Here is a 26,115-nt window from a genome sequence, read left to right as displayed (position 1 = left end):
TTTATTCATTTTAATTTTTTCTTTTAATGAGAACTATTAATTTATAAATCTCAATGACATTTTATAATTCTTCTGTATTAATTTATTCTTTAGCTATAAATAAATTATACATAAAAAGGTATATTGTTATGAGTTTGCTTTTTTATGTATAAAAATAAGCTGTCCCAAAATAGAAATTAAATTTCTATTTTAAGACAGCTTTGATTTGTAAATAAAGCTCAGTTAAATTACTTATATTTATAATTTGCTAGTATTCAAATTAAATACTTTTTTATTCTATTCACATACCTTTCCTGGATTTAATATGTTCTTAGGATCAAAAGCTAATTTAATTCCTTGCATTATTCCAATACATTCACTTGGAAGTGATTCTTTTAAATATCCCTTCTTTGCAAATCCTATTCCATGTTCTCCTGACACCTGGCCATCTAATTCTTTAGCTTTATTATACATTATTTGCATAACTTCTTTTAATTTAGATTCCCATGCTTCTTGGTCAAGGTCATCTCTTAATATATATATATGAAGATTTCCATCACCTGCATGTCCAAAGCTTTTTATTCTTATATTAGCAGTACGTTCAAGTTCATGAGTGAAGGTTACAAACTTTCCTATTTGATTTCTTGGAACAACAACATCAACTTCATCCATTTCAGTAGTTAATGCTTTAATTGCTTCAAGGAAACAACCTCTAGCTGACCATATTGATTCTTGTCTTTCTTCAGTATCTGAGATTAATACATCTAAAGCTCCAGCTTCTAAACAAATATTAGCTACGTTTTCATAATCCTTTTCAATTTCTTCTGTGGAATTTCCATCGAAAGTTAATAATAGGTATGCATCAGATGATTTATCTGGAAAACTTTTTCCTAAAAATTCTTCTGCAGCAAGTATCGCTTCTCTCTGCATGAATTCGATTGCTGTTGGTATTGACTTAGATTTAATTATTTTAGGCACAGTCTCTATCGCTCTTTCGAGACTTTCAAAAGGAATAAGCAAGCTTAAAGCCTTTTTAGGAAGTGGTAACAATTTCAAAATAGCCTTTGTTACTATTCCTAAAGTTCCTTCTGAACCAACAATTAAATCTTTTAGTGCATATCCAGAGCTATTTTTAACTACTTTTCCTCCTAAATTTACTATATCACCATTTGGTAATACAACCTCAAGTCCTCTTACATAGTCTCTAGTTACTCCATATTTTACAGCTCTCATACCTCCTGCATTAGTACTTATATTTCCTCCAATTGTTGCTGATTTTTCACCTGGATCTGGTGGATAAAATAAGTCAAATTCCTGAACATATTTACCTATCTCCATAAGTAATACTCCCGGTTCTAATGTAAGAGTAAGGTTTTCTTCATCTAATTCTAAAATTTTATTCATTCTGCTAAGATCTATAACTATTCCACCTTTAAGTGGAACCGCTGCTCCAACAAGTCCTGTTCCTGATCCCCTTGGAGTAACAGGAATATTATTCTCATAGGCATATTTCATTACTTTTGAAACTTCATCAGCACTTATAGTTTGAATAACTATATCAGGCATTTTCTTAATCCCGCCTAATTCATCATGGCTATAGTCTTCATTTATTTCTTCTCTAAAGAAAACTCTCTCCAAATCATTCTCTGCTATAGATAATATATATTCATAATCTTTTAATTCAACTTCTTTGTAACTCATCACCTATGCCTCCTTAGCCATTTTTATTTTTTCTATTAATTCTGGAATTATTTCATACAAGTTTCCAACAACTCCATAGTGAGCAACCTTAAATATTGGTGCTTTATCATCAGCATTTATAGCAAATATATAATCTGAATTATTCATTCCAGCTGTAAATTGAACTGCTCCAGATATTCCACAAGCTATAATAAGTCTTGGCCTTACAGTTCTACCGCTTAATCCAATTTGTCTCTTTGCATCAACCCAGCCTGCCTCTATTAGAGGTCTAGTACATGCAAATTCTGCTCCTAAAAGTTTAGCTAATTCTTTTACTAATTCTAAATCCTTTTCTGATTTAATCCCTCTTCCTGCTGCAACTATTACTTCAGCATCACTTATTCCTACTTCAGCATCTTTTTTCTTTATACTAAGCGCTGTAATTTTAGATAAAAGTTTTTCTTTATCTATAGAACATTCTACTATTTCTCCTGAAATATCATCATTTCTTTTTGGAGCTGTCATAACTTTATATCTAACAGTTGCTAATTGAGGTCTAGAATTTGGAGTAACTATCTGAGCCATTATATTACCACCAAATGCCGGTCTAATTTGAACTAAATCTGTATTTTCCTTCATATCTAATATTGTACAATCTGCTGTAAGTCCAGTTTTAAATCTAGCAGCTATTCTTGGCGCTAAAGATCTACCTATAGTTGTAGCACCAACTAAAATCGCTGTTGGTTTTACATTATTTATAAAATCTCCGAAAGCAGCTGTATATGGTTCTATTCTAAAATACTTTAATTCCTCGTCATCATATACAAATACCTTATCTACACCATAGTGTAATAATTCTTCAGCTTTATGAGAAATATTATTTCCGATAAATACAGCATATACTGGATGATTTATCTTTCCTGCTAATTCTCTTGCCTTTCCTATTAGCTCATAAGTAACAGGATGTATTTCTCCATCTACATGATCAACATAAACGCCTATTCCATTCCAAATACTTTTATCTATCTCTTTGACTTCTTCCTCTATATATTCAACAGCTCCCTTAGGCCCCTTTTTAACGCAAAGCTTGCACATTTTACATGCTCCACTTATTTCAACAACTCCATTATTATTTTCAAGGGCACCAAAAGGACATATTTTAATTAACTCATCAATATCTAATATTTTCTCTTGATTTACTACTAACTTTGCCATAACGCATTCTCCCCTTTAATTATCTTTGTGAGATATCTTTACTAATATTTAATACCTAAATAAATTTCAATTCCTTTAATTTCTCTCCCATTTTTCCACTTAATTCACCAGAACTGCCTGTCCACATTTCTCTATCATTATTAACCTCTGGTGGAAATATTCTCTCTACTTGAGTTGGTGATCCATTAAGTCCATAATTCTTCTCATCTTTATCATCAAAATCTTTTAGGCTTAATATTTTTATTTCTCTGTCCTTAGTTGAAAGTTTTTTTCTATAAGAAGGTAACCTTGGTTCAAAAATTCCTTTATCTACAGTGATTAGACATGGGTACGCTATCTTTACTGTTTCAATACTTTCTGGCATATCCATTTCAACTGTGATTGTTGAGTCTTCTACTTTAACTATGTCCTTAACGTTAGCTACATGTGGTATGTTTAACCATTCAGCCATTTCAGATCCTACCTGCGCTGTATCTCCATCTGTTGTTTGCTTACCGCAAATAATAAGTTCGAAATCCCCCATCTTTTTCACGCCTTGAGCTATTGTATACGATGTAGCTAAAACATCAGCTCCTCCAAATTTCCTGTCTGATAATAATGTGCCTTCATCAGCTCCCATTGTGTAAGCTTCCTTAATTACGCTTAAAGCTTGATTAGGTCCCATACTTAAGACTTTAACAGTTCCTCCTTCACTCTCCCTAATCTTAAGAGCTGTTTCAAGAGCATACAAATCATATGGATTCATTTTGGAGTCTATGCCATCTCTTTTCAAAACTCCTGTAACTGGATCAACCTCAACTTTAGATGTTCCTGGCACCTGCTTAATGCAAACTAAAATATTCATGATAACTTCCTCCTAAAACTGTATTTTAAATTCCAAACACTGATTGGCAAAGTGATAGTAGTAGTTTTGTCAAAACAATGTGGAATAAACAAACTTTTAAAAATTACTTCAATTTATTTCTTTGATAAAATCCAATATCAGTTTAATTATTCCGCTATATATAATAGTTTTTGCTAGAGTCACAATAAAACTAATTTATTCCTCCTCTTTTCCAACATGTCATACCAATATCGAATTGGTATGACCAATTTCAATTTAATTATACTTTCCAAAATATAGTTTGTAAAGTATTGTTATTTATTTAACAGAAAATGTTTACATTGACTCTATTCCAATATACTCCTTAGTGCCTCATATTCTATATCTTTTTGCTTATATAAAATTTATTAAAAATTTAATTTATATTTTTAATTAATCGTATTTAAGCATTTTTTGTTTAAAATATAACAAAAATAAAATGGATAAAAAAAATAACCTTACTGACGATTATCTTTTATCCATCTTATTTTTAAAACAATATATTTTTATTTTTTATACCCATAGGATCCTCGAATTAAATCAAAGTGCTCTACCATAGCATTATGAGCTTTACTAGCATCTCTGCATTTCAAAGCTCTTACTAAATTCTCATGAATCTCTAATAAATTCTCCCTAGTTTTTCCTGTATGTAAAATTTGCGCTCTTGATTTTCGAATGAATTCATCCATAAGCTGAGATATAACTTCAAGAACATTTATAAGTAAAGTATTTCTTGAGGTTTTTGCAATTAAATAATGGAACTTAATATCAAGTTCAAGACTCTCGTCCTCATTTTCTGCTATATACATTCTATCTAATATTGCTGTTAAAAGCTCTAGCTCATTATTTTCTATATTTTTAGCGGATAACCTAGCACAACGAAGCTCCAGCGTTTCTCTTAAATCATACATTTCTTCAATTGAACTTTCTTGTAACATAAACATGACAGAAAGAGGTTCAAATAATGAATTATCAAAATTAGTTTTTATATAATTTCCTGCGCCTTGCCTGCTTTCCACAAGACCTACCACTTCTAATGCCCTCAATGCCTCTCTTATGGATGCACGTGATACTCCAAGAGATTCTGACATTTCTCTTTCTGATGGCAATCTATCTCCCTTTTTTAATTTACCACTTTTTATGTTGTTCTTAATTTGTTCTATAACTTGATGATATACTTTAGGTGTTTTGCTATTGGATGTAAACATATATATCTCCCTTGTTCGCTTTATTGTCTAAAATTTTATATTTTATTAGTACATTATACATCAAAAACAGCTAGAATCCTACATTTGTAGATTTTATAATTCATTCTATTCTATTTATAAACATTCATAATATATATAATTTATCTATTTGAAAATACTTCTCTAAAATATTATATTTAAATACTATCCAATATATTTAAGTATTTTTTCTTTATTTTGAATAATCAAATCATACCCATTTTGATATATTGCTTTTAGTTTACTTTTATTTCGCTCAAATCTACTTATATCCATACTTATACTTGGTCTTATTATAAATGCTTTCCCACTTTCCTCTAATTCTTTGCAGTAATCAAGTTGCTCATTATATTTAATATGCCTATTTTTTAGCACATCTGCAAGCTTTGGATACTTATTTTTATAAAGCCTATAAGTTACTTCATTGGCTTTAGATTTTGTCTTTCTATACCCCTCGTTCCTTGTTAATACTATTATATGTTTGTCATTACCATCCTCTATTGACTTATTAATTGGTATAGGCTCTGAAAGGCCTCCATCAGCGTAATATTGTCCTTCTATCTTTTCAAATGGAAATACTAATGGTATCGCTATGCTTGCTCTAAGAATTGAATTTCTCTTATCCAATAAATCTTTATCAAAGTACTCATTCTTTCCAGTCTCAATATTAAAAGCACCTGCTAACATCTTTCCATCAAATTCATAAAACGCCTTATAATCAAATGGACAATGCTTATTAGGTATCTCGTCAAATACAAATTCTAAATCCATAAGAGATTTACATCTAATTAAATTTCTATAGCTGATATACCTCTTATTATCCATAAATCTTTCCATTATCTCTAAGTTTCTTCCCCTTTGCCTAGAGACATAAGAATATGCATTAGTGGCACCTGCAGATACTCCTACTATATATTTTATTTCTGCCTTTATATCTAAAAATGCATCTAACACACCTGCTGTAAATAATCCTCTGAATGCTCCGCCTTCAAGTACAAGTCCTATCATAAAAAAACCTCCATACACAATAAATACTATTATATATTATAACTTAAATAATAAACTTAATCACATAAAAACTTACATCAATGGAATTTCTAGTTTTTTAATCAAGTCGTTTATTCTTAGTTGCTATATCTTAAATTTCTTAAATTTATAATAAAAATGAGAACCTCTATAATTTTAACAGCATAGAGATTCCCATGATAAATTGATATTTATCTATATTTAATTATTTTTATATTAAAGAACAAACTTCTCAATTTGAGATGTAATCTGCTGCATTATATCTTTCAATTCTTCTGCTGATTTAGATACCTTATATGCTGAATTATCCATTTCATTGGCTGATGCGGATATCTCCTGAGATGCGGCCGAATTTTCTTCCGATACAGCAGATGATAATTCCACATTTTCTACTATATTATTTTTTCTATTATTAATATCAACTATTGCATCATTTATCTCATGAACTTGAGGTACTATATCACCTATAGATTCTACTATTTCTTTAAATGAAACTATAGTTGATGCTATTGTATGAATCTGCTCCTCTAATTTCTTGTTAGCAATACCTGTTGTTTCTTCAACTAATTTAGTTTCGGAACTTATGTCACCTAGCAAATTATTAATATCTTCTGATGAACTTTTAGATTGCTCTGCTAATTTTCTAATTTCATCTGCAACAATTGAAAATCCCTTACCTGCTTCACCTGCTCTTGCCGCTTCAATAGCTGCATTTAAGGCTAACAAATTAGTTTCATCTGCTATTTCATTAATCATATTAGTTATTTCTGTTATTTTATTTACACTTAGGCTTAATTTATTAACTTTCCTTTGTGCTTCATTATAAGATTCTGCAATTTCATTTATCGATATACCTATATTTCTCAATCTTTCATCACTAATATTGGCTTCATTACTAATATTAATAGTGCTTTTATCCACTTTCTCTACAGATCTTGTTATTGAATCTAATTTATCACTAAAAGAACTTAAATTATTGTTTATTGACATAAGTCTTTCAGATTGTTCATTAGATCCTTCTGCTATATCATGAATTGAACTGGATACATCTCCTATATAATGCTTCATTTTTTCTGAAACCCTTGAAAGCTCTATTGATTGTTCTGTAACAAGGCTCGAATCTTCCTTTACTGTATATATAATTGATGCAATAGATGTTATGGTCTTGCTTAATGCATTCTGCATCACTCCAAATTCGTTTGCGGATTCAGTATCAAACTTTACAGTGAAATTTCCTTCTGATAAGATTGAAACTTTATGTACAAATTCTTTAATTGAATTCTTAATCATGAATATTATATATGTTGACATAAACGCTAGAGTCAGAATTGATACGCTCAATATACTTATAAACATAAATATATTTTTTCTATATGCACTCATAGATTTATTAATCTCATTTGTAGCTTTATCCTTTTGAAGTTGAACCAATGCCTTATTATCTTGAGCAATTTGATTTCCATATACCCCCATAGCATCATTTGTAATCTTTTTATCTGGAGTTAAATCTTGTTTTCTTTGATCAATAATATCAGGTATGTACGAATAATATTGTTCATATTCTTCTTTAAATTTCATAACTAATTGGTGTTCTTCTGAATTATTTTCTGATTCTTTAGCCTGCCTATTCACTATTTCTGTTATATTTGTATTTAATTCTAGCATTGTTTTTTCATTTGCTTCATCAAATGGCCTATCTATTATTTTGGTTAAAGTATTTCTTAAAACACCCATACTTCCATTAACATCACCCCAATCACTAAGTTTTGGAATAACATTATTATACATTGTCAAGTTGGCATCATACATTTTAGATGTATTTAAATAACCCAAAACTCCAATAGTAATTGTTGATATCAAAGATAAAATTACTATTATAATTATACTCCTTATGATTTTTACATCTTTTACTTTTTTTAATCTCACTTCAACGTCCCCCTATGGCTTAAATATATAATTACATACATAACATAACATTGTTAACGTGTGCAGTTATAATTATACATATTAACCAATATGATAACAATAGTTATAATTTTACATATACCTTAAACAATAATTTACTTATTTATATTTTTGTGAAATATAAATAATATATAGTACTAAATAACTCTTAGTGTGTTGACTAAAACTATATAAAATGCTATAATAATTACATAAAATAAATCACTACATTAAAAGGGAGTAGTTATAAATATAACATCAACAATCGCGACTATATTGTTAGTCTGGTGTTATATACCCTAACAGGTAACGAGACTTTTAATATAACTTCAAATTTTTGAAGTTATATTAAAAGTCTTTTTTGTTGTTAATTTATCCAATATCTATCATTAGTAACAACTCTTCTTCAATTGGGTATAACAACTGTACATTTCTGGACGATGTACCACTTGAGGGTATATGTTCAACTAAATTCAGTCAGAGTTAAACTCTACCTGAAAATGTTCACTTTATAGACTTTAGCTAATTATATACTTATTAAATTTTTTCTTTGAAAGGAAGATGCCATAATGAAAAAATATTTTTCTAAAACAGTAGAAGAATCTCTTAAAACCTTCGATGTGACTTTAAAGGGGCTGACGAGCGAAAAAGCTAATAAAATATTAGACTCTGTAGGCGAAAACACCTTAAATGAAAAAAAGAAAAAAAGCATTTTATCTGTATTTCTAGAACAATTTAAGGACTTATTAGTAATCATATTAATTGCTGCTGCTATAATTTCAGCTATGACTGGAAATATGGAAAGTACTTTTGTAATTTTAGCTGTTATAGCTATGAATGCTATTTTAGGCACTGTTCAATACGTTAAAGCTGAACAATCTCTAGCTAGTCTAAAAGCGCTATCTGCGCCTAATGCTAAGGTTATTCGGAATGGAGTTAAAATTGAAATACCTTCTAAAACTGTAGTTCCAGGAGATATTTTGATATTAGAGGCCGGAGACTTAGTTGTTGCTGATGGTAGAATTTTAGAAAACTTCTCTCTTAAAATTAATGAGAGCTCATTAACTGGTGAATCCGAAAATGTAGACAAGTTCTCTGAGGTTATTGATAAAGATGAGGTTGCTTTAGGTGATCAAAAAAATATGGTTTTCTCTAGTTCACTAGTCACTTATGGACGTGCTACTATTCTTGTAACTAATACTGGTATGAATACTGAGCTTGGTAAAATAGCTACCCTTATGGAAGAAACTCAAGAAAAAAGTACCCCTCTTCAAATTTCCTTGGATGAATTCTCTAAGAAGTTGGCCTTTGGGATAATTGGTATCTGTGTTATTGTATTTGGATTAAGTATGTATAGAGGTGTTGATCTATTAGATTCATTAATGTTTGCTGTTGCTCTTGCTGTTGCTGCTATTCCTGAAGCCCTTAGCTCAATAGTTACAATTGTACTTGCCATAGGTACACAATCAATGGCTAAAGAGAATGCTATCATTAAAAAGCTAAAAGCTGTTGAAGGTCTTGGATGTGTATCTGTTATCTGTTCTGATAAAACTGGTACATTAACTCAAAATAAAATGACTGTTAAAAAGATTTTCGTTGATAATAAGTTAATTGATAGTACTAAAATAGATTTCAAAAATTCTGATTCAAATTTCCTTTTAACTAGCTCTGTGCTATGTAACGATTCTACTTCAAAAGATGGTGCTGAGATAGGAGATCCAACAGAAGTTGCTTTAGTAAACTTGGGTCATAAATACTCTTTAAATGAAATTGAATGTAGAAATAATTACCCAAGACTTAAAGAGATTCCTTTTGATTCTGATAGAAAACTTATGAGTACCCTTCACAAAATTGATGGAAAATATATAATGGTTACTAAAGGTGCTCTTGATGTATTACTTGATAGAGTAACTTCAATAAAAACTTCAAATGGCGTAGCAAACTTTACTAATAATGATAAGATCAATATAAATAATGTTAATAGAGAATTATCCTCTCAAGGACTAAGAGTTTTAGCATTTGCTTATAGAGCGCTTAATGAGAATAAAGAACTAACTTTAGATGATGAATATGATTATACTTTCCTAGGTTTAATTTCAATGATTGATCCACCTAGAGAAGAATCTAAAGCAGCTGTTAGTGATTGTATTAAAGCTTCTATCAAGCCAATTATGATTACTGGAGACCACAAGATTACAGCTTCTGCTATTGCTAAAGAAATTGGAATATTGCAAGATGGTGACTTAGCTGTAGAAGGCTTAGAACTTGATAAAATGTCTGATGACGAACTTAATTCAAAATTAAATCACATTTCCGTTTACGCAAGAGTATCTCCAGAGCATAAAATAAGGATAGTAAAAGCATGGCAAAATAAAGGTAAAATTGTAGCTATGACTGGGGATGGTGTTAATGATGCTCCTGCACTAAAGCAAGCTGATATTGGCATTGCAATGGGTATAACAGGTACTGAGGTTTCAAAAGATGCTGCTTCAATGATTTTAACAGACGATAACTTTGCTACTATTGTTAAATCAGTTACTAATGGGCGAAATATTTATGCTAATATAAAGAATTCAATAAAATTCCTACTTTCAGGTAATACTTCTGGAATTCTTGCAGTACTATATTCATCAATATTTGCACTTCCTGTTCCATTTGCAGCCGTACACTTATTATTCATAAACTTATTAACAGATAGTTTGCCTGCTATAGCAATTGGTATGGAGAAATCTAAAAAAGATGTTTTAAAAGATAAACCTAGGGATGCTAAAGAATCTATTTTAACTAAAGATTTTATAATAGATATTTCCTGTCAAGGTTTGCTGATTGGAATATTCACTATGATTTCTTACCACATTGGTTTAGCTACAGGAAGCCATGGGCTTGCAATGACTATGGCATTTAGTACCTTATGTTTAGCTAGATTATTCCATGGATTTAACTGCCGAGGTAAAAAATCTATCTTTGCTCTTGGAGTGTTCAATAATAAATTCAGCTGGATTGCCTTTATATCAGGTGTTGTACTTGTAAATGCAGTTTTACTTATACCAGCACTTCAAGGATTATTTGAAATAACTCCACTTACTACTAATGAATTACTACTAGTTCACTTATTTGCTTTCATTCCAACTTTAATAATACAAACTATTAAGGTTGTTAGAGATTTTATTGAAGAAAACAATGAAAAGAATAGAGATAGAGATGCTAATGATTCAACTATGAGGGCTGCATAAAACACTTTTGAGATTATATAATTAGATTAATGAAAGGGCTGTATCAAGATTACTTGTTTGTATTGATATAGCTCTTTTATTTTTATTTATCATTTATCGTTTTTATTTATTGCTGACATTATACGATTTTATATACATCTCTTTAATTTCGCTCATTAAAGGATATCTTGGATTTGCACCTGTGCATTGATCATCAAACGCCTGCTCAACCATTTCATCCATTGAAGCATAGAACTTTTCTTCTGAAACTCCAAATTCTTTTATGCTCTTTGGTATTCCAACTTTGGCCTTTAAATCATCTATTGCTTTAATTAATAATTCAACCTTTTCTTCTTCTGTATTTCCTCCTAAATTTAAATAATCCGCAATTCTAGCATATCTCCATCCTGCATTTGGATATTTATATTGTGGGAATGCAGCTTGCTTTCTTGGTGCATCTGTTGCATTAAATCTGATTACTTCATCTATTAATAATGCATTGTCTTTAATGCAATCAATGTTTTAAATATAGATGTTGATGTTGGGTTTGTTGTTGGCACGATTGCGGCTATCACCCCTATAGGTTCAGCGATATGAGTTATTCCGAACATTTCCTCTCTCTATATAACTCCACAGGTCTTTGTATCTTTATATTGGTTATATATGTACTCAGCTGCGAAGTGATTCTTTATTACCTTATCTTCTACTATTCCCATTCCGCTCTCTTCTACTGCCATTTTAGCAAGAGTAATTCTCGCATCATTCGCTGCCATGGCTGCCTGCCTAAATATTTCATCTACCTATTCTTGGGAAAACTTTGAAAATTCTCTTTGAGCTTCCCTTATTTGCTCTATTCTTTTTGTCAATTCTTCTGGATTTGTAACTCTCATTTCCTGCCTCCAGCATTATCTTCTAAATTTTCATACTCAAGCTGCTTTTGTATAACAGTTTTACTTACTATAAACAAACTGTGTATAGTTTATCCTGAAAATAACATTTAATTTATCTCATCTCAAAAAAATTGCTAATGGATCTAATAAAAATATAAATTATATATTCATTTGCAATGAGAACAAAGTACATATCATGTCTATTATTTTCTAAAAATCGTAAAATAATAGACATGATAGAATAGATTATTCTTTTTCCTATTCTACATGTCTCTAACAAAACTTCTTTTATATTGATATTAATGTATTGTAGATGTTAAATTTAATCCTATGACTCCTATTATTATAAGTCCTATAAAAACTATCTTCTGCAGATTAATTGATTCCTTAAAAAATATAATCCCGATAGCTGACAGCAGTATTATCCCAATGCCTGACCAGGTTGCGTATGCAACTCCAATTGGTACTTTCTTTAAAGCTAATGTTAACATGCTTAAGCTTAATATATAAAAGCCTAGCATAGCGATTGCATATTTTATATTTGTAAACCCATCTGATAACTTCATTGATATAGTTCCTGAAACTTCAAATATTATGGCAAAAATTAAATAAATCCAACTTATCATAATACACCTCACTCAATAGTATCCGTTAATAAACTTTTTATAAAAAATAATGGATATATCATTAGATACAGATTAAAAATCCACCACAATAAATCGAAATCATATCTCATAGTCCAGAAAGAAATGGCTTGAAGTCCTGAACAAAAAGTTAATACAAGTGAAATCAATCTAAATTTTTTCCATAATTCATTTGTTGTGTAATACATATACAAACTAATAAATCCTGTTAATGAAATTAATAAATCAAGCGGTAAGAATGACCAATTCCATGATACTAAAATAGGATTTTCATAATCTTTAAATAGCAAGCTCTGTGGAATTAGATGGAATAAGGTAATAAACCAGTAAACTATAAAACCAATATCTGTGACTAAAAAAAACTGCTTTAATATTTTCATTTTCACTTCTCCTATTTTGATATAAGATTCTAAATTTAGATTTTAATTTCCTTACATATTAATTCAAATAATTTAATTAAATTCATTTAACTAAATTTATAAAAAAATTTGTTTTTTCTATTATTCTTTACTTTTTAATACTTTAACAACCTTACTAAAAAGAATACTTAACTCCTCTAATTTCTCCTCCGATGTAATTTCACTTATTAAATTAGCGAATTGCTTATAGATTGCATTGTCACCTTCTATTATCTTTATCCCCTTCTTCGTAACTTTTAAATAATAAATTCTTCCATCTTCTTCTGATTTTACTTTTTCAACTAGTTCATTTTTTATTAATCTCTTAGCTAATGCAGATATTGCTGGTTTAGTCAGTTTTAATTTTTCTGCTATCTCTCCTAGATTTGGATTTTCCATATTATATATTGTTGTCAAATAATAATAGTCCGTTATGTTAAACTGCTTCTTTTCTTCAGTTGATAAAATTAAATTAATATTATTCATGGACTGCTGCCATAAATAATTTGCTATATATTCAAAATGTTTTTCAATCAAAATATTCATCTCCTAAAATAGTTCAATTCATTTAACTAATTCTATGGGTTTATATTAATTTATTTGTATACCTGATGTCAAGGGATATATTCAAAACATATGTTTATGTGAATGTCATATTTTACACAAACTACTATGTTGTTATGTTGTTAGATTGTATAGTATACTAATATCAGTTAGCTATTAATTTCTTTTAACTTAGGAGGAACTATGAATAAAATTATTGAAAAAGCTAAAATTACACATGAGTTAAATAAAGATGAAATACTTAAATTACTACAAAACGATGATATAAATGAAGAACTATTTAAAGCCGCTGATGAAGTACGTCAAAAATACTTAGGGGATTATGTTCATTTAAGAGGGCTTATAGAATTTACAAATATCTGCAAAAGAAATTGCCTTTATTGTGGTTTACGTAGAGACAATAAAAATCTTGAAAGATATAGATTAACTGAAGAAGAAATTCTAGACTTTGCTAAAAAGGCTGTTAGCTATGGCTACAAAACACTTGTGCTTCAAGGTGGAGAAGATGATTATTTTACTAAAGAAAGAATGACAAACATAGTAAAAGAGATAAAGAAATTAAATGTCGCTTTAACCTTAAGTTTAGGTGAAAAAACTTATGAGGAATATAAAGCATTTAAAGAAGCTGGAGCTGATAGATATTTAATAAGAATTGAAACTACTGATAAGAAGCTCTATGAAGATATGGATCCTAACATGAGCTTCGAGGAAAGATTAAATTGTTTAAAGAATTTAAGAGACTTAGGATATGAAGTTGGAAGTGGTATTCTAGTTGGTCTACCAAATCAAACATTAGAATCTATAGCTAGTGATATACTTTTCTTTAAAGAAATTAATGCAGATATGATTGGTATAGGTCCATTTATACCAAATGAAGATACACCTTTAAAGGATGCTCAAGGTGGAAATCTTACTCTAGCATTAAAGGTTATGGCTTTAACCAGATTAATACTTCCTGATATAAATATTCCTGCAACAACCGCAATGGAATCTTTAACTCCAAACGGAAGAATAGTTGCACTTCAAAGCGGTGCTAATGTTGTAATGCCTAACGTTACTGAAGGTGAATATAGAAAGCTTTATGCATTATATCCAGGTAAAATATGTACAGGCGATACACCTGCACACTGCAGAGGATGCATAACTGGTAAGGTAACTGGAATAGGCAGAATAATTTCAGATGGTTATGGATTTAGAGGAAATCAAAACACTAGTGCCTATAATAATTAAAAAAATATTAGTAACAATAAGTTAAATCATAGTATTAAGTAGAATATACCATACAGGATAGATAATATAATCCTATATGGTATATTTTTATGAATTGCTATGATTTAACTTCTATTTATATTCCTTTTATTTAAATTTGTTCTATTATTTATTACTATCTATTTTAAGTCTATAAGTTAAAGTTGATCATGAGATGTCAATTAGCTTATTATTCAATGACCTATCTAATTAAAATTATTATCTACTTCTTGCTTCCCAAATCCCAATTTTTATAATAAACAAAATCCTTATCAAATAGTTTTAGGGGAATTTTAAATTCAGGGATTCCAAATACATATGGCGCTATATCATACAGCTGGTAGTATATTACTAGGTTATCGTCTCTTATATAAAAACCTTGATTTTCACTAATGCCCTTAAATACATTACCTGAATCAAAATAATTTTCTGGATTCTCTTTTATTTGATTTTCTATTTCTTTATTTATTATGTCAGAATAATTATATCCTTCACTGAATAATTCCTTTAAAGTTAGCAGCGCTTCTTTCTTCTTATCTATTGTATATGAAGTCCTTGTTGTCATACCATGAGCTCCACCAAGAAACTCATAATAGTCATTATATAGGCTAAGAATTTGATTATTATCTTCTGAGGTTGTGTATCTTGAATAAATTTCATATGGAAATCTTGGGGTTTCTTGTCCCTTTTCTCCGAAGTATTCTTTCGCTGTTTTTTCAGACTCCTCAGCTCTTGGCAAAATATCTTGACTAATTACATTATTTATCAAATTTATTCTTTTTTCATCATTTCCACCTACTAATCGAGGCATATTTATGTCTAATTTTAAGTAATTTAGATTTTTAGTTATAGATTTATCCACAATTTTAATTTTGCTTTCACTTTGCATTTTATTAGTTATAAACATTTCCTGTGGACAAGCAGTGGATAACATTGAACTTACTATTAATAGCCCTGTTATATTAGCTATAATACCCATTTTAGCGCCTCCCTGATTTATGCATTTTGCGACATAATATATTTTATATCCACAAAACCAACATGTAAAATTATGTATGTTAACAGCTTTATAACATTTTATCCACAAGCGAATGTGGATAATGTTAGTAAGTTGTACTATTTTTATATTATGCTACTTTTTTCAATAAGTTATTCCGCTAAAACTATATAAAAATAAATTTTTTATATAATATCTTTCAATAATAAATTTACATCTAAATCCTTGGTAATCTAAGGGCTCAATTAAGGCTGAGATTTAGAATTTTAATTAGAATATATATCACAATTGACTTATATTAGGTCTTGTAGTTTTTCTTTAAGTTTAGGGTATAATTATAAAAGAAAATTATATTTGTTTTAATTACAAGGAGGTGAATAATAACAACATGTTAAAAGGAACTTTACCACCAAGGAACATTTCTTACAAAAGACTTTTCAAAAATAAAACTTCCTTAAGTATTTTTGTATTCAGCTTATTGTTTGTAATGTTTTCTATTTACCTAATAACACACAATATATCTTATAAAAATTCTATAGCTTCTAATCATGGTTCTGATAATACAAGTATTGATGAAAATCATGTTGGATCTGAAAATATATTAAAAAAAGATCCTTCCAATGTAGACAAAAGTACACTTCAAAATGAAAGATCTTTTAATAATTCAAATTTAATTACTGACAATAGAGGAGTTCCCGTATTATATTACCATTCAGTGAGAGAACCGGCTGAGAATGAGGTTACAATAACTTCAGAAAATCTTCGGATACAGCTTGAGTACATAAAAAATCAGGGTTATACAACATTAACTTTAGATGAACTAAAAAACTACTTATTAAACAATTCCCCAATTCCTGAGAAGAGCATAGTTATCACTTTTGATGATGGCTATATGGATAATTACTACAATGCTTTTCCAATTTTGAAAAATCTAAATATGGTAGCAACAATATTTTGTATAACATCAGATCTAGATGGTTCCTATTATTTATCAAAAGAGGCTATAAAAGAAATGTCTGATTACGGAATAGATATAGAAAGCCATACTGTTAGTCATCCCAAACTTAATCAGCTTCCATATGATAAGCAATTAAATGAATTGAAGGAATCAAAAGAAACTTTGGAATCAATAACAGGAAAAAAAGTTGAAGCTGTTGCCTATCCATTTGGAGATTTTAATGATGATAGTATTATCGCCGCTAAAAATTCAGGCTATACGTTAGCATTTACTACTAAGAGAGGACTCTCCGATAGAGATGATAATATTCTTAAACTTGATAGAATTTATATTAGCTCAAAATATGATATGAATACTTTTAAGGAAGTTTTAGCACAAACTAAAAAATAACTCTTAAATAAAGAGTTATTTTTTTTCTTCCTTGCTATCTTCAGTTGAGTATTTGGGTAATTTTTGTTGATTTCCTGCATTATTTATAGCTATAGGTATATTATGTTCGTATATAAATTTATTTGTTTTAGTAAGCTCTCCATATTTTAAAGCTTGTCCATTAATTGTTATTAATGTTTTCCTACTTAAATCTAACATTTCATTATCCAATGCGTATTCAAATATCTCCGATATAGCATCATCAACATCCTTGTTCAAAACATCAATATTTCCTATAAGTTCTTTTCCTTTATCTGTAGGAGAATAGGCATATATAACTTTGTGAAACTTATTAATATGAATCTTTATATTAGAAGTTGTTTCTATCACTATTATGCTTTGTGTTGTCCTATATTCAATAGTTATACCACTACCAATCAATATTAATATAAATAGTAATATTGATATATGTATTTTGTACCCCCTAATCCCTTTCTTTTCTTTTCCTTCACATACATCTCCAACCTTTGATCTATTAAAAGTCTTTATCTTTAAAAATTCTCCTTTTGAAGTTAATATATATGCTGAATTTTTAAAAGCTTTTATTACTATCCCTTTATATAGCTGTTGATTTTTACTTGAAATGCTTACAACTTTATTATCTTCTTTTAATTTTATTCTTAGATAATCTTGAATAAATTTATAATTTGAATTAGTTATTATAATGCAATAAGCTATTATGTAGTCCCTAAGTTTATTTATAATCTCAGATTTTATCCTAGTTAACTTACTTATTTTAGCTATCGGTAAAACTCTTTTTTCATTGATTATTCTTAGTAAATCCTCATCACTAGCTATATAATAAGCTATATTTAAAGCTATATTTCTGTCAGCTTCTTTAATCGGAAAGTTTACTAAATCTTTAAGTAAAACATTATATGAGCTTAATTCATTTATAAATAAAGATATCTGTTTTTTTCTAATATCCTCTGCAGTATCTCCTATTAGGAACATTGACGGCATAGATGAAAATACATATTTGTCTTTACTAAAGCCCAAATTTTCCATAAAATTAACACCTCTTTAAAATATTAACCCTTTGTATAAGTTCTTCATACTATGATATTATAGCATATAAAGCTATTTATCTATAAAATTTTCTTTATCTAAATTTAATTTAAAAGCAATATTTTGGAGATTATTAATGAGAGGAAAAATTATATATGTAGATTTTGTAAAAAGACGTAGAACAACCTTTATACATTTTCATATAAATAGATTTATTTCTTGGTTTAACATTAAATTTTATATTAAACCCAAAACAAGCTCTTTGAACAACATGTCAACAAATAAACGTAGACGTATTTTAAATTAGTATAATTATTTATATAAAAAGCCTCATAATATGTTAAAATAGTAAAATAATAAAACACATAATGAGGTGATTATATGAGAATTGGATTAGGATATGATGTTCATAGATTAGTTGAAAATAGAAAATTAATTTTAGGTGGAGTAGAAATTCCATATGAGAAGGGGCTGCTAGGTCATTCCGATGCGGATGTTCTTATCCACGCTATAATAGACTCTTTATTGGGCGCTTGTGCTCTTGGCGATATAGGCAAACATTTCCCTGATACAGATAGTAGATTTAGTGGAATATCTAGTATCATACTTCTTGAAGAAACAGGTAAATTGCTTCTTAAGTCCGGCTATGCCATAAACAACATAGACGCTACAATAATAGCTCAAAAACCAAAAATGCTGCCTCATATTGAGAATATGAGAAAGAACATTTCAATTGCTCTGAATATAGATATTAATAAAATAAATATTAAGGCTACTACTGAAGAAGGCCTTGGCTTTACTGGTGAGATGCTTGGAATTTCTTCTCAAAGTATCTCTTCTGTTGAAAGTATAATTTAAAAATATACTATTCAAAGTTTATAGTGCTTTATAATTAAAAGGGAGCTATAATTAGCAGATTCTAATCTGCTAATTATAGCTCCTTAAATTATATATTAATCTTTTAAAATACTTCGCTTAATTTTTTTAGTAGAATCTCTCTGAATACTTCTCCTTTATTAGGATCACTTATTGCATTTTTGCAGATATCTTCCCACTCATCAATAGACATTCCTATTCTATTTTCTAATTCTTCTTTTGTATTTGTTAATAACGAAGATGAAATTACAAATTCTCCAAGTTCCTCTGGAGTCTTGAAAATTTTTATATATAAAAATTCTGTGTTATCCCCCATCCACTTCTTATTAAACTCTGCTGGGAATTTATCTAATCTAGCTTGAGCCTTTTCAGATGGAATATTCCATAAGCTACTTAAGAAATCATAGTCTCTCCTCATATTACTTGCAACTTCTTTGTCTATTTTCTTTAGTTTTTCTCCCTCACGAATGATCTTATCAACAGTTAAATGTGGAATCCTAGTAATTAATTTTTCTTTTCCATATATCCACTTATAAAAAGCTTCCTGCAAGAACGAATATTGAAGATAACCAATCAAACACTTTCTATTAGGGAAATATCCCCATATATTATTTATACCATTATTGTTTCCAAATATAAGGGTATGAAAATAAATACTTCTTTCTGTTGGTGGTTTCTGCATAAACATATGTCCTCTTATTGTCTTGTTCCTACTGATAACGTTTTCCCAATAATTAAATGAATTATAAACTTCCCACACTTTACTCACCTTCCCAACTAATATTTTATAAAATATATTATTAATAGTTATCTTTTGTTCTCTAATTATATTATAACTCATTTATCTCATAATTGTTTATTCTTGGATAAATTTGTTTAATATATACATATTAATATATTATCCCCATTTTATTATTTTATTACAAAATTTTAGACTTTTATTATAGATATTCAAATTGATATTTCTTATTTATTACTTTATAATATTAAATGTCAAGTTATTTACAGTTATCATATTATTATATTAAGAATTCTATTATTTTTTTAATTTAAATAAATTTTAACAATTAATATATTTTTATATAGGGTAGATTCTAAGGAGGATTAAAAATTGTCTTTATGTGAAATATGTAATGCCGAAGCTGATATACATCATATTGTTCACAGAAGTGAAGGTGGCTTTGATATAGAACTAAATTATAAATATTTATGTCCTTCCCATCATAGAGGAAAATATGGTCCCCACCAATCCAAAGAAGTTGATTATAGATATAAGTTAGATCTTCAAAATAAACTATACGATATGCTAAAAAAAGATTATTATTCTTTTAAGGAGCTAGCATTAGAATTAAATATACCTAGAAACACTCTTAAAAGAATTACAAGAAACTTAAAGCTTTATAAAGAAGGTTATAAAAAATCAGAAGTAATATTTAAAATAATGGGTGAAAAATTTTACTCTGAAGAAATGATTGTTAACTTAACTTTAGACAAATTGATTGAAGACAATTATTAACTTATTATGTTGTATAATTAAATTTATCTTAGTAACCATGTGTAAATTAAAATAACAAATATCTAAAACAAATTTTTGTTTTAGATATTTGTTATTTTAATTTAATCTTTATATTCTTACTGGAGCGGAAAACGGGGCTCGAACCCGCAACGTCCACCTTGGGAAGGTGACACTCTACCATTGAGTCATTCCCGCTTATTGGTGCAGATGAAGGGAGTCGAACCCTTACACCAAAAGGCGCTAGATCCTAAGTCTAGTGCGTCTGCCAATTCCGCCACATCTGCCTACCAATATTATACATCTATTCAATATATTAAATCAATATTAAATTTTATACATTTGTTATGATTTTTTTAGATATATTTATATAACAAACTATGATATATTATATCTTCCTAAATCATCCTCCGGGCATTCTCCTTCATCTTTTTGCTTAATATATTCTTTAATTTCTGTTATCTTAGAGCATCCCCATCCAAAATCTTTAGTTGATGTATCTACTTCCAACTTTTCCAGCGGAGATACACTTAAATCAACAAAGTGTTCTGCCAGTGATAAATCCAGATCACTTGTCCCACAATTGCTAAATTCCAAGTTAATTTCTTCCTCTGGTGACATTGATAGTTCCTTTAATTCTTCTTCCAAATCAAGATCTAGATTTCTTTCATATTGATAACTATCTATTGAGTCTTCAAACTTATTTAATAAATTCGCTTTTTCTAACCTCTTATTCTTAGTGTCTAACTCTCCTCCCCCACTGGAATATGATTTTTTTTCATATTGATTATTTGCTTTTGAATTTTGTTCAGATATGTCGGTATCTTTTGTCAAATCCTCTTCTTTGATTTTAAATTGATTAACTTTTTGAAGCAAATCATCTGCTCTATCTAGTAAAATATCAGAACTACTGTTAACTTTCTCTGCAAGTCGTGCAAGCTGCACTGATGAATTAGTTACTTGCTCCAAGGAATTTGATGTCTCTGTTATTTCTCCTGATAACTCATATACAGTTTCAACAATTAAATCTTTGCTGTGATTAATATTATTAAACACACTATCTATATTAGATACTTTAGGTGCTATTTCTTTAACTAGAAGTGCTATTTCTGAAAATGAACTTGATGCATTATAAATCATTTCCTTCTGCTCATGCAACTCACTCTCCATATTTTTAGACTCTTCTACAAGTTTATTTATTATATTTATAAGTCTATTTATTATCTTATAAATATTCTGTGCAGACTCCTTACTTTTGTCTGAAAGCTTTTTCACTTCCAATGCTATTACGCTAAATCCTCGTCCTGCATCGCCTGCGCTAGCTGCTTCAATAGCTGCATTAAGTGCTAGAAGATTTATTTGTTCAGATATTCCATTGATAATATTCGTAATCCCATTAACATTTTTCATATCACCTTGTATATACTCTATGCTAATTAAAAACTTTTCGAAACTATCATTAACACTTATAATTCCGCCATTTAATTCTTCTATGTCTTTAGTTCCTTTTAAAGATTTATCATTTATTATTGCAATATCTTCATTAATTGAATGAACATTATTCTTAACTTCAGTTATATTTTCACCAAAGTTTTCAAGCTTAGTGCTTATCTGTACAAAGTCATGACTTTGTTTATTAGTATTATTAGAAACCTCTCCTATGGATGCTGATATTTCCTCTGTAAGAATTGATAGTTCTTCTGCAATTTGATTTAACGATACAGAACCTTCTCTAACTATATTTGAATCCTCTCTTACTGCCTCTATCATCTTTCCTACTGACTCTTTAGCTTGGCTTACACTTAGGCATATTTCACTTATTTCATCATTACCCTTAGTATATTTATCATCAACTTTAGTATAAAAATCACCTTTAGCAATACTATCTACATAATACTTCGCCCCAAGTAACCTGTTTACAACTATAATTGTAAAGCCTATTATAATAGTTAATATTAGTAGCGTCATAATAACAGTCACTATAATATCAATAAAAGCTAAACTGTTTAATGCACTTAGTAGATCTTTTTCTTCTACTGTAATTCCTATGGCAAGACCTGTTTTCCCTATCGGGCTATATGATATATATCTTTCTTTACCCTCATAAGTATATTTTCCTGTTCCAGATTGGGTCCCAATTGTCATACTTTTTCCTATGTTATTTAGATCTTGTAAATTTTCTTTATCAGAGGTCATATTGGTTATATTTTTATTCTCATTTACCAAGCTCTCATCTTCTGAAACTATAAAATTACCATTACTATCTACAATTAATAAATTTCCCGTTTTCAAAAAATTAGTTTCTTTGTTTAAAGAAGCAAAATCTTTGCAATCTTTTATCGAGGTAATAATTCCTATAATACTATTTGAAGAATCCTTGATAGGTACTGAATATGATATGACTTTTTTCTTTGTGACTGGATCTATATATGGATTGGTTATTGAATTTTCACCATTTATTGATTTCATAAAACTTTGTGTTGTCTTTATTGATTTCTTATTTCCTAAAGTATCTATTGAATTTCCATCTTTATCACTTATGCTCATTTCTAATTGTCCAACTGTTTTCAATGCTGGTTTAAGTATTTGAATTTTTTCTTCTATTTGCACATTCTTATCCGTTATTATCGGATTGCTTGCAATTACTTCAAGGTTCCTAATCTCACTTTTTATTTGATCATCTGCTCGTGATGCAGCAGTTTTCGTCATCTCTTCCATCACATTTAAGTTACTCTCTTTTAATGACTTACTTGCAAATCTATATCCTATTCCAGACAAAGCTATAAATGCAATTAATAACATTGGTATTAGAAACATAATAATTTTAGCTTTTATACTTTTAATACTCCTATTCATCTTTACCTCCTGAAAAAAATATTAAATACAATCTAATATACATAAATTTTATTTGATTTTAATAAATTCTAGGTTAAAGCCTTATTATAATTTTGTTAAAATATCCAATATATTCTGAGATTCTTAATATCTTTTGTATTTTTTTTGTTAATTAGTTGACATCTAAAAATCATGTGCTTATAATTAAGAATATTAATATAATAAATAAACACGTTGATGAGGACAGTAAGCTAAAATCTTATTTTTCAGAGAGAGAATATGTTGGTGCGATTATTCTTATATAAATTTAGACTGAAAACCACCTCTGAGTGGCCCTAATAAAGCCCGTAATTATCACGTTACGATAAATTTAAGTGGCCTATTTAACTGATTTTTAAAAAGGTTTTAATGTTTATTTTATTTGACCTATTTTAATCAATCTGTTCTAGGTAATTAGAGTGGAACCACGGATATTACTTCGTCTCTATTTTTAGAGATGAGGTTTTTTTGTTTGCAAAAATGTATGATTTTAGTAATAACTTTTCTTAACGATATTATTATTAAAATTTAACAAGTCACAGAATCAAAATTTTCTTAAATCTGAAAGGAGTTTTAAAATGATAAAAGTAACTTTAAAAGACGGATCAATTAAAGAACTAGAAGCTGGTTTATCTATTTATGAAATTGCGAAATCAATTAGTGAAGGTTTAGCTAGAAATGCTTGCTGCGGTATAGTTAATGGAAAAGTTGAAGACCTTAGAAAAGAAATAAATGAAGATGTTGAGTTAAGCATATGCACATTTGACTCTCAAGAAGGTAAAGATGCCCTAAGACATAGCATATCTCACGTTTTAGCTTATTCTGTAAAAAGATTATTCCCTGAAACAAAGTTAGCTATAGGACCTTCAATTGCAACTGGCTTCTACTATGATTTCGATAGAGAAAGTGCATTCACTGCTGCAGACTTAGACAAACTTGAAGCAGAAATGCAAAAAATAATTAAGGAAAATCCAGAAATATCTAGATTTGAGCTTCCAAGAAATGAAGCTTTAGAATTAATGAAGGATGAACCTTACAAAGTTGAATTAATAAACGATCTTCCTGAAAATGAAATAATCTCATTCTATAAAATGGGTGATTTCACAGACTTATGTGCTGGTCCTCATCTTATGTCAATAAAATCAGTTAAAGCAATTAAACTTACTAGAAGTGCTGGTGCTTACTGGAAGGGTAATGAAAAAAATAAGATGCTTACAAGAATCTATGGTACTGCATTCTTAAAGAAAGCAGACTTAGATGCTTTCCTAGAAGCTTTAGAAGAAGCTAAAAAGAGAGATCACAATAAGCTTGGTAGAGAGTTAAAGTTGTTTACAACTGATGAAAATGTAGGTCAAGGGCTTCCATTATTAATGCCTAAAGGAGCAAAAATAGTTCAACTTCTTCAAAGATGGGTTGAAGATGAAGAAGAAAAAAGAGGATATCTTTTAACTAAGACTCCACTTATGGCTAAAAGCGATTTGTATAAAATTTCTGGTCACTGGGATCATTACAAAGATGGTATGTTTGTATTAGGTGATGAAGAAAAGGACGATGAAGTATTTGCTTTAAGACCAATGACTTGCCCATTCCAATATACAATTTATAATGCTGAACAACACAGTTATAGAGATCTTCCACTCAGATACGGTGAAACTTCTACTTTATTTAGAAATGAAGCTTCAGGTGAAATGCATGGTCTTATAAGAGTTAGACAATTCACTTTAGCTGATGGTCATTTAGTTGTTACACCTGAACAATTAGAAGAAGAATTTAAGGGCGTTCTTGAATTAATTCAATATTTAATGGGAACTTTAGGCATCGCTGAAAAGATAACTTATAGATTCTCTAAATGGGATCCAAATAATACTGAAAAATACATTAATGATCCTGATGCTTGGAATAAGACTCAAGATACAATGAGAAATATCCTAGATCACTTAAATATTAATTATGTTGAAGCTGATGATGAAGCTGCTTTCTATGGTCCAAAGCTTGATTTACAATTTAGAAATGTTCATGGTAAAGAAGATACTTTATTCACAGTTCAAATTGACTTTGCTTTAGCTGAAAGATTCGATATGAGTTATGTAGATAAAGACGGAGAAAAGAAACGTCCTTATATAATCCATAGATCATCAATTGGATGTTATGAAAGAACTTTAGCTATGCTTATAGAAGAATATGCTGGTGCTTTCCCAACATGGTTATCTCCAGTTCAAGCCAAAGTATTGCCAATCTCTGATAAGTACAATGATTATGCTGAAGCAGTTACAAAATCCTTAAAGAATAAAGGCATTAGAGTTGAAACTGATTATAGAGCTGAAAAGATTGGTTATAAGATTAGAGAAGCTAGACTTGAAAGAACTCCTTACATTTTAGTTGTTGGAGAAAAGGAAGCTGCTAATAATGAAGTATCTGTAAGAAGCAGAAAGAATGATGATGAAGGCGCTGTTAAATTAGATGCGTTTATCGAGAGAATCGTTAAAGAAATAGAAAATAAAGAACTATAAAATTTATATAAAAAATGAGGATGCCCTTATAAATAAGGCGTCCTCATTTTATTTAATTTACA

Annotated in this window: 20 protein-coding genes, 2 tRNA genes, 1 pseudogene and 1 other annotated feature; of the genes and pseudogenes, 6 read left to right on the top strand and 17 right to left on the bottom strand. The window is 29.1% G+C overall.

Annotated elements, in window-relative coordinates:
* Positions 1-276: 276 nt before the first annotated feature.
* From L1S46_RS18270 to L1S46_RS26560, 6 genes are all read right to left on the bottom strand, one after another.
* Entirely contained in the window at positions 277-1,680 is a 1,404-nt protein-coding gene (locus L1S46_RS18270) for an FAD-linked oxidase C-terminal domain-containing protein (RefSeq protein WP_011967662.1), read from the bottom strand.
* Positions 1,681-1,683: 3 nt separating this feature from the next.
* The gene (locus tag L1S46_RS18265) at positions 1,684-2,874 is read right to left on the bottom strand and encodes an electron transfer flavoprotein subunit alpha (RefSeq protein ID WP_017209921.1); all 1,191 of its coding nucleotides are present in this window, start codon (positions 2,872-2,874) and stop codon (positions 1,684-1,686) included.
* Between the two features lie 55 nt (positions 2,875-2,929).
* The gene (locus L1S46_RS18260; protein WP_011967660.1) at positions 2,930-3,718 is read right to left on the bottom strand and encodes an electron transfer flavoprotein subunit beta/FixA family protein; all 789 of its coding nucleotides are present in this window, start codon (positions 3,716-3,718) and stop codon (positions 2,930-2,932) included.
* Between the two features lie 524 nt (positions 3,719-4,242).
* Positions 4,243-4,944 (bottom strand): FadR/GntR family transcriptional regulator, encoded by a 702-nt coding sequence (locus tag L1S46_RS18255; protein ID WP_011967659.1) that lies wholly within the window; start codon positions 4,942-4,944, stop codon positions 4,243-4,245.
* A 183-nt stretch (positions 4,945-5,127) separates the two neighbouring features.
* Positions 5,128-5,970, bottom strand: a complete 843-nt coding sequence (locus L1S46_RS18250; RefSeq protein WP_011967658.1) for a patatin family protein — start codon at positions 5,968-5,970, stop codon at positions 5,128-5,130.
* 234 nt (positions 5,971-6,204) lie between these two features.
* Entirely contained in the window at positions 6,205-7,914 is a 1,710-nt protein-coding gene (locus L1S46_RS26560) for a methyl-accepting chemotaxis protein (protein ID WP_238900652.1), read from the bottom strand.
* A gap of 587 nt (positions 7,915-8,501) precedes the next feature.
* Between L1S46_RS26560 and L1S46_RS18240 the strand changes: the two genes are divergently transcribed.
* On the top strand, positions 8,502-11,165 hold the full coding sequence (locus L1S46_RS18240; protein ID WP_077829994.1) for a cation-translocating P-type ATPase: 2,664 nt from the start codon (positions 8,502-8,504) through the stop codon (positions 11,163-11,165).
* A 102-nt stretch (positions 11,166-11,267) separates the two neighbouring features.
* Here L1S46_RS18240 and L1S46_RS18235 read toward each other — a convergent pair whose 3' ends face one another.
* The 5 genes and pseudogenes from L1S46_RS18235 to L1S46_RS18215 form a co-directional block, all read right to left on the bottom strand.
* Positions 11,268-11,621 (bottom strand): iron-containing alcohol dehydrogenase, encoded by a 354-nt coding sequence (locus L1S46_RS18235; protein WP_238900661.1) that lies wholly within the window; start codon positions 11,619-11,621, stop codon positions 11,268-11,270.
* A 23-nt stretch (positions 11,622-11,644) separates the two neighbouring features.
* Positions 11,645-12,034, bottom strand: a pseudogene (locus L1S46_RS18230) (aldehyde dehydrogenase family protein); the annotation flags it as partial.
* Positions 12,035-12,333: 299 nt separating this feature from the next.
* Positions 12,334-12,657, bottom strand: a complete 324-nt coding sequence (locus L1S46_RS18225) for a multidrug efflux SMR transporter (RefSeq protein WP_077854406.1) — start codon at positions 12,655-12,657, stop codon at positions 12,334-12,336.
* A gap of 11 nt (positions 12,658-12,668) precedes the next feature.
* On the bottom strand, positions 12,669-13,058 hold the full coding sequence (locus tag L1S46_RS18220) for a DUF5360 family protein (protein ID WP_238900651.1): 390 nt from the start codon (positions 13,056-13,058) through the stop codon (positions 12,669-12,671).
* A 120-nt stretch (positions 13,059-13,178) separates the two neighbouring features.
* Positions 13,179-13,622: a MarR family transcriptional regulator gene (locus tag L1S46_RS18215; RefSeq protein WP_236887883.1), complete on the bottom strand. Its 444-nt coding sequence runs from the start codon at positions 13,620-13,622 to the stop codon at positions 13,179-13,181.
* 201 nt (positions 13,623-13,823) lie between these two features.
* Between L1S46_RS18215 and hydE the strand changes: the two genes are divergently transcribed.
* Positions 13,824-14,870 (top strand): [FeFe] hydrogenase H-cluster radical SAM maturase HydE, encoded by a 1,047-nt coding sequence (gene hydE, locus L1S46_RS18210; RefSeq protein ID WP_238900650.1) that lies wholly within the window; start codon positions 13,824-13,826, stop codon positions 14,868-14,870.
* 241 nt (positions 14,871-15,111) lie between these two features.
* On the opposite strand, the gene L1S46_RS18205 is transcribed toward hydE, so the two are convergent.
* Positions 15,112-15,867: a DUF3298 and DUF4163 domain-containing protein gene (locus tag L1S46_RS18205; protein WP_238900649.1), complete on the bottom strand. Its 756-nt coding sequence runs from the start codon at positions 15,865-15,867 to the stop codon at positions 15,112-15,114.
* Positions 15,868-16,273: 406 nt separating this feature from the next.
* On the opposite strand from L1S46_RS18205, the gene L1S46_RS18200 reads away from it, so the two are divergent.
* Positions 16,274-17,233 (top strand): polysaccharide deacetylase family protein, encoded by a 960-nt coding sequence (locus L1S46_RS18200; RefSeq protein WP_238900648.1) that lies wholly within the window; start codon positions 16,274-16,276, stop codon positions 17,231-17,233.
* A 15-nt stretch (positions 17,234-17,248) separates the two neighbouring features.
* Here L1S46_RS18200 and L1S46_RS18195 read toward each other — a convergent pair whose 3' ends face one another.
* Positions 17,249-18,280 (bottom strand): anti-sigma factor domain-containing protein, encoded by a 1,032-nt coding sequence (locus L1S46_RS18195; protein ID WP_011967648.1) that lies wholly within the window; start codon positions 18,278-18,280, stop codon positions 17,249-17,251.
* Positions 18,281-18,661: 381 nt separating this feature from the next.
* On the opposite strand from L1S46_RS18195, the gene ispF reads away from it, so the two are divergent.
* Positions 18,662-19,138 carry a 2-C-methyl-D-erythritol 2,4-cyclodiphosphate synthase gene (gene ispF, locus L1S46_RS18190; RefSeq protein WP_011967647.1) on the top strand — a complete coding sequence of 159 codons (477 nt, stop codon included), beginning with the start codon at positions 18,662-18,664 and terminating at the stop codon, positions 19,136-19,138.
* A 103-nt stretch (positions 19,139-19,241) separates the two neighbouring features.
* Here ispF and L1S46_RS18185 read toward each other — a convergent pair whose 3' ends face one another.
* A complete protein-coding gene (locus L1S46_RS18185) occupies positions 19,242-19,838 on the bottom strand; it encodes a hypothetical protein (RefSeq protein WP_023974744.1) in 597 nt (198 codons plus the stop codon).
* A 429-nt stretch (positions 19,839-20,267) separates the two neighbouring features.
* Between L1S46_RS18185 and L1S46_RS18180 the strand changes: the two genes are divergently transcribed.
* On the top strand, positions 20,268-20,672 hold the full coding sequence (locus L1S46_RS18180) for an HNH endonuclease signature motif containing protein (RefSeq protein ID WP_011967645.1): 405 nt from the start codon (positions 20,268-20,270) through the stop codon (positions 20,670-20,672).
* A gap of 120 nt (positions 20,673-20,792) precedes the next feature.
* On the opposite strand, the gene L1S46_RS18175 is transcribed toward L1S46_RS18180, so the two are convergent.
* The 3 genes from L1S46_RS18175 to L1S46_RS18165 all read right to left on the bottom strand — a co-directional run bounded on the left by L1S46_RS18175 (position 20,793) and on the right by L1S46_RS18165 (position 23,525).
* Positions 20,793-20,867 (bottom strand) — tRNA-Gly (locus L1S46_RS18175).
* A 4-nt stretch (positions 20,868-20,871) separates the two neighbouring features.
* Positions 20,872-20,956 (bottom strand) — tRNA-Leu (locus tag L1S46_RS18170).
* Between the two features lie 91 nt (positions 20,957-21,047).
* Positions 21,048-23,525, bottom strand: coding sequence for a methyl-accepting chemotaxis protein (locus L1S46_RS18165; protein ID WP_238900647.1), 2,478 nt, complete (start codon positions 23,523-23,525; stop codon positions 21,048-21,050).
* Between the two features lie 204 nt (positions 23,526-23,729).
* Positions 23,730-23,993, top strand: a binding site (T-box leader).
* A gap of 128 nt (positions 23,994-24,121) precedes the next feature.
* Here L1S46_RS18165 and thrS point away from each other — a divergent pair.
* Positions 24,122-26,053 carry a threonine--tRNA ligase gene (gene thrS / locus L1S46_RS18160; protein WP_238900646.1) on the top strand — a complete coding sequence of 644 codons (1,932 nt, stop codon included), beginning with the start codon at positions 24,122-24,124 and terminating at the stop codon, positions 26,051-26,053.
* Positions 26,054-26,115 lie beyond the last annotated feature (62 nt).

It is taken from the genome of Clostridium sp. YIM B02500 (assembly GCF_022324665.1).
GTDB lineage: Bacteria > Bacillota > Clostridia > Clostridiales > Clostridiaceae > Clostridium > Clostridium beijerinckii.
This window is presented reverse-complemented; position numbering and strand designations above follow the sequence as displayed.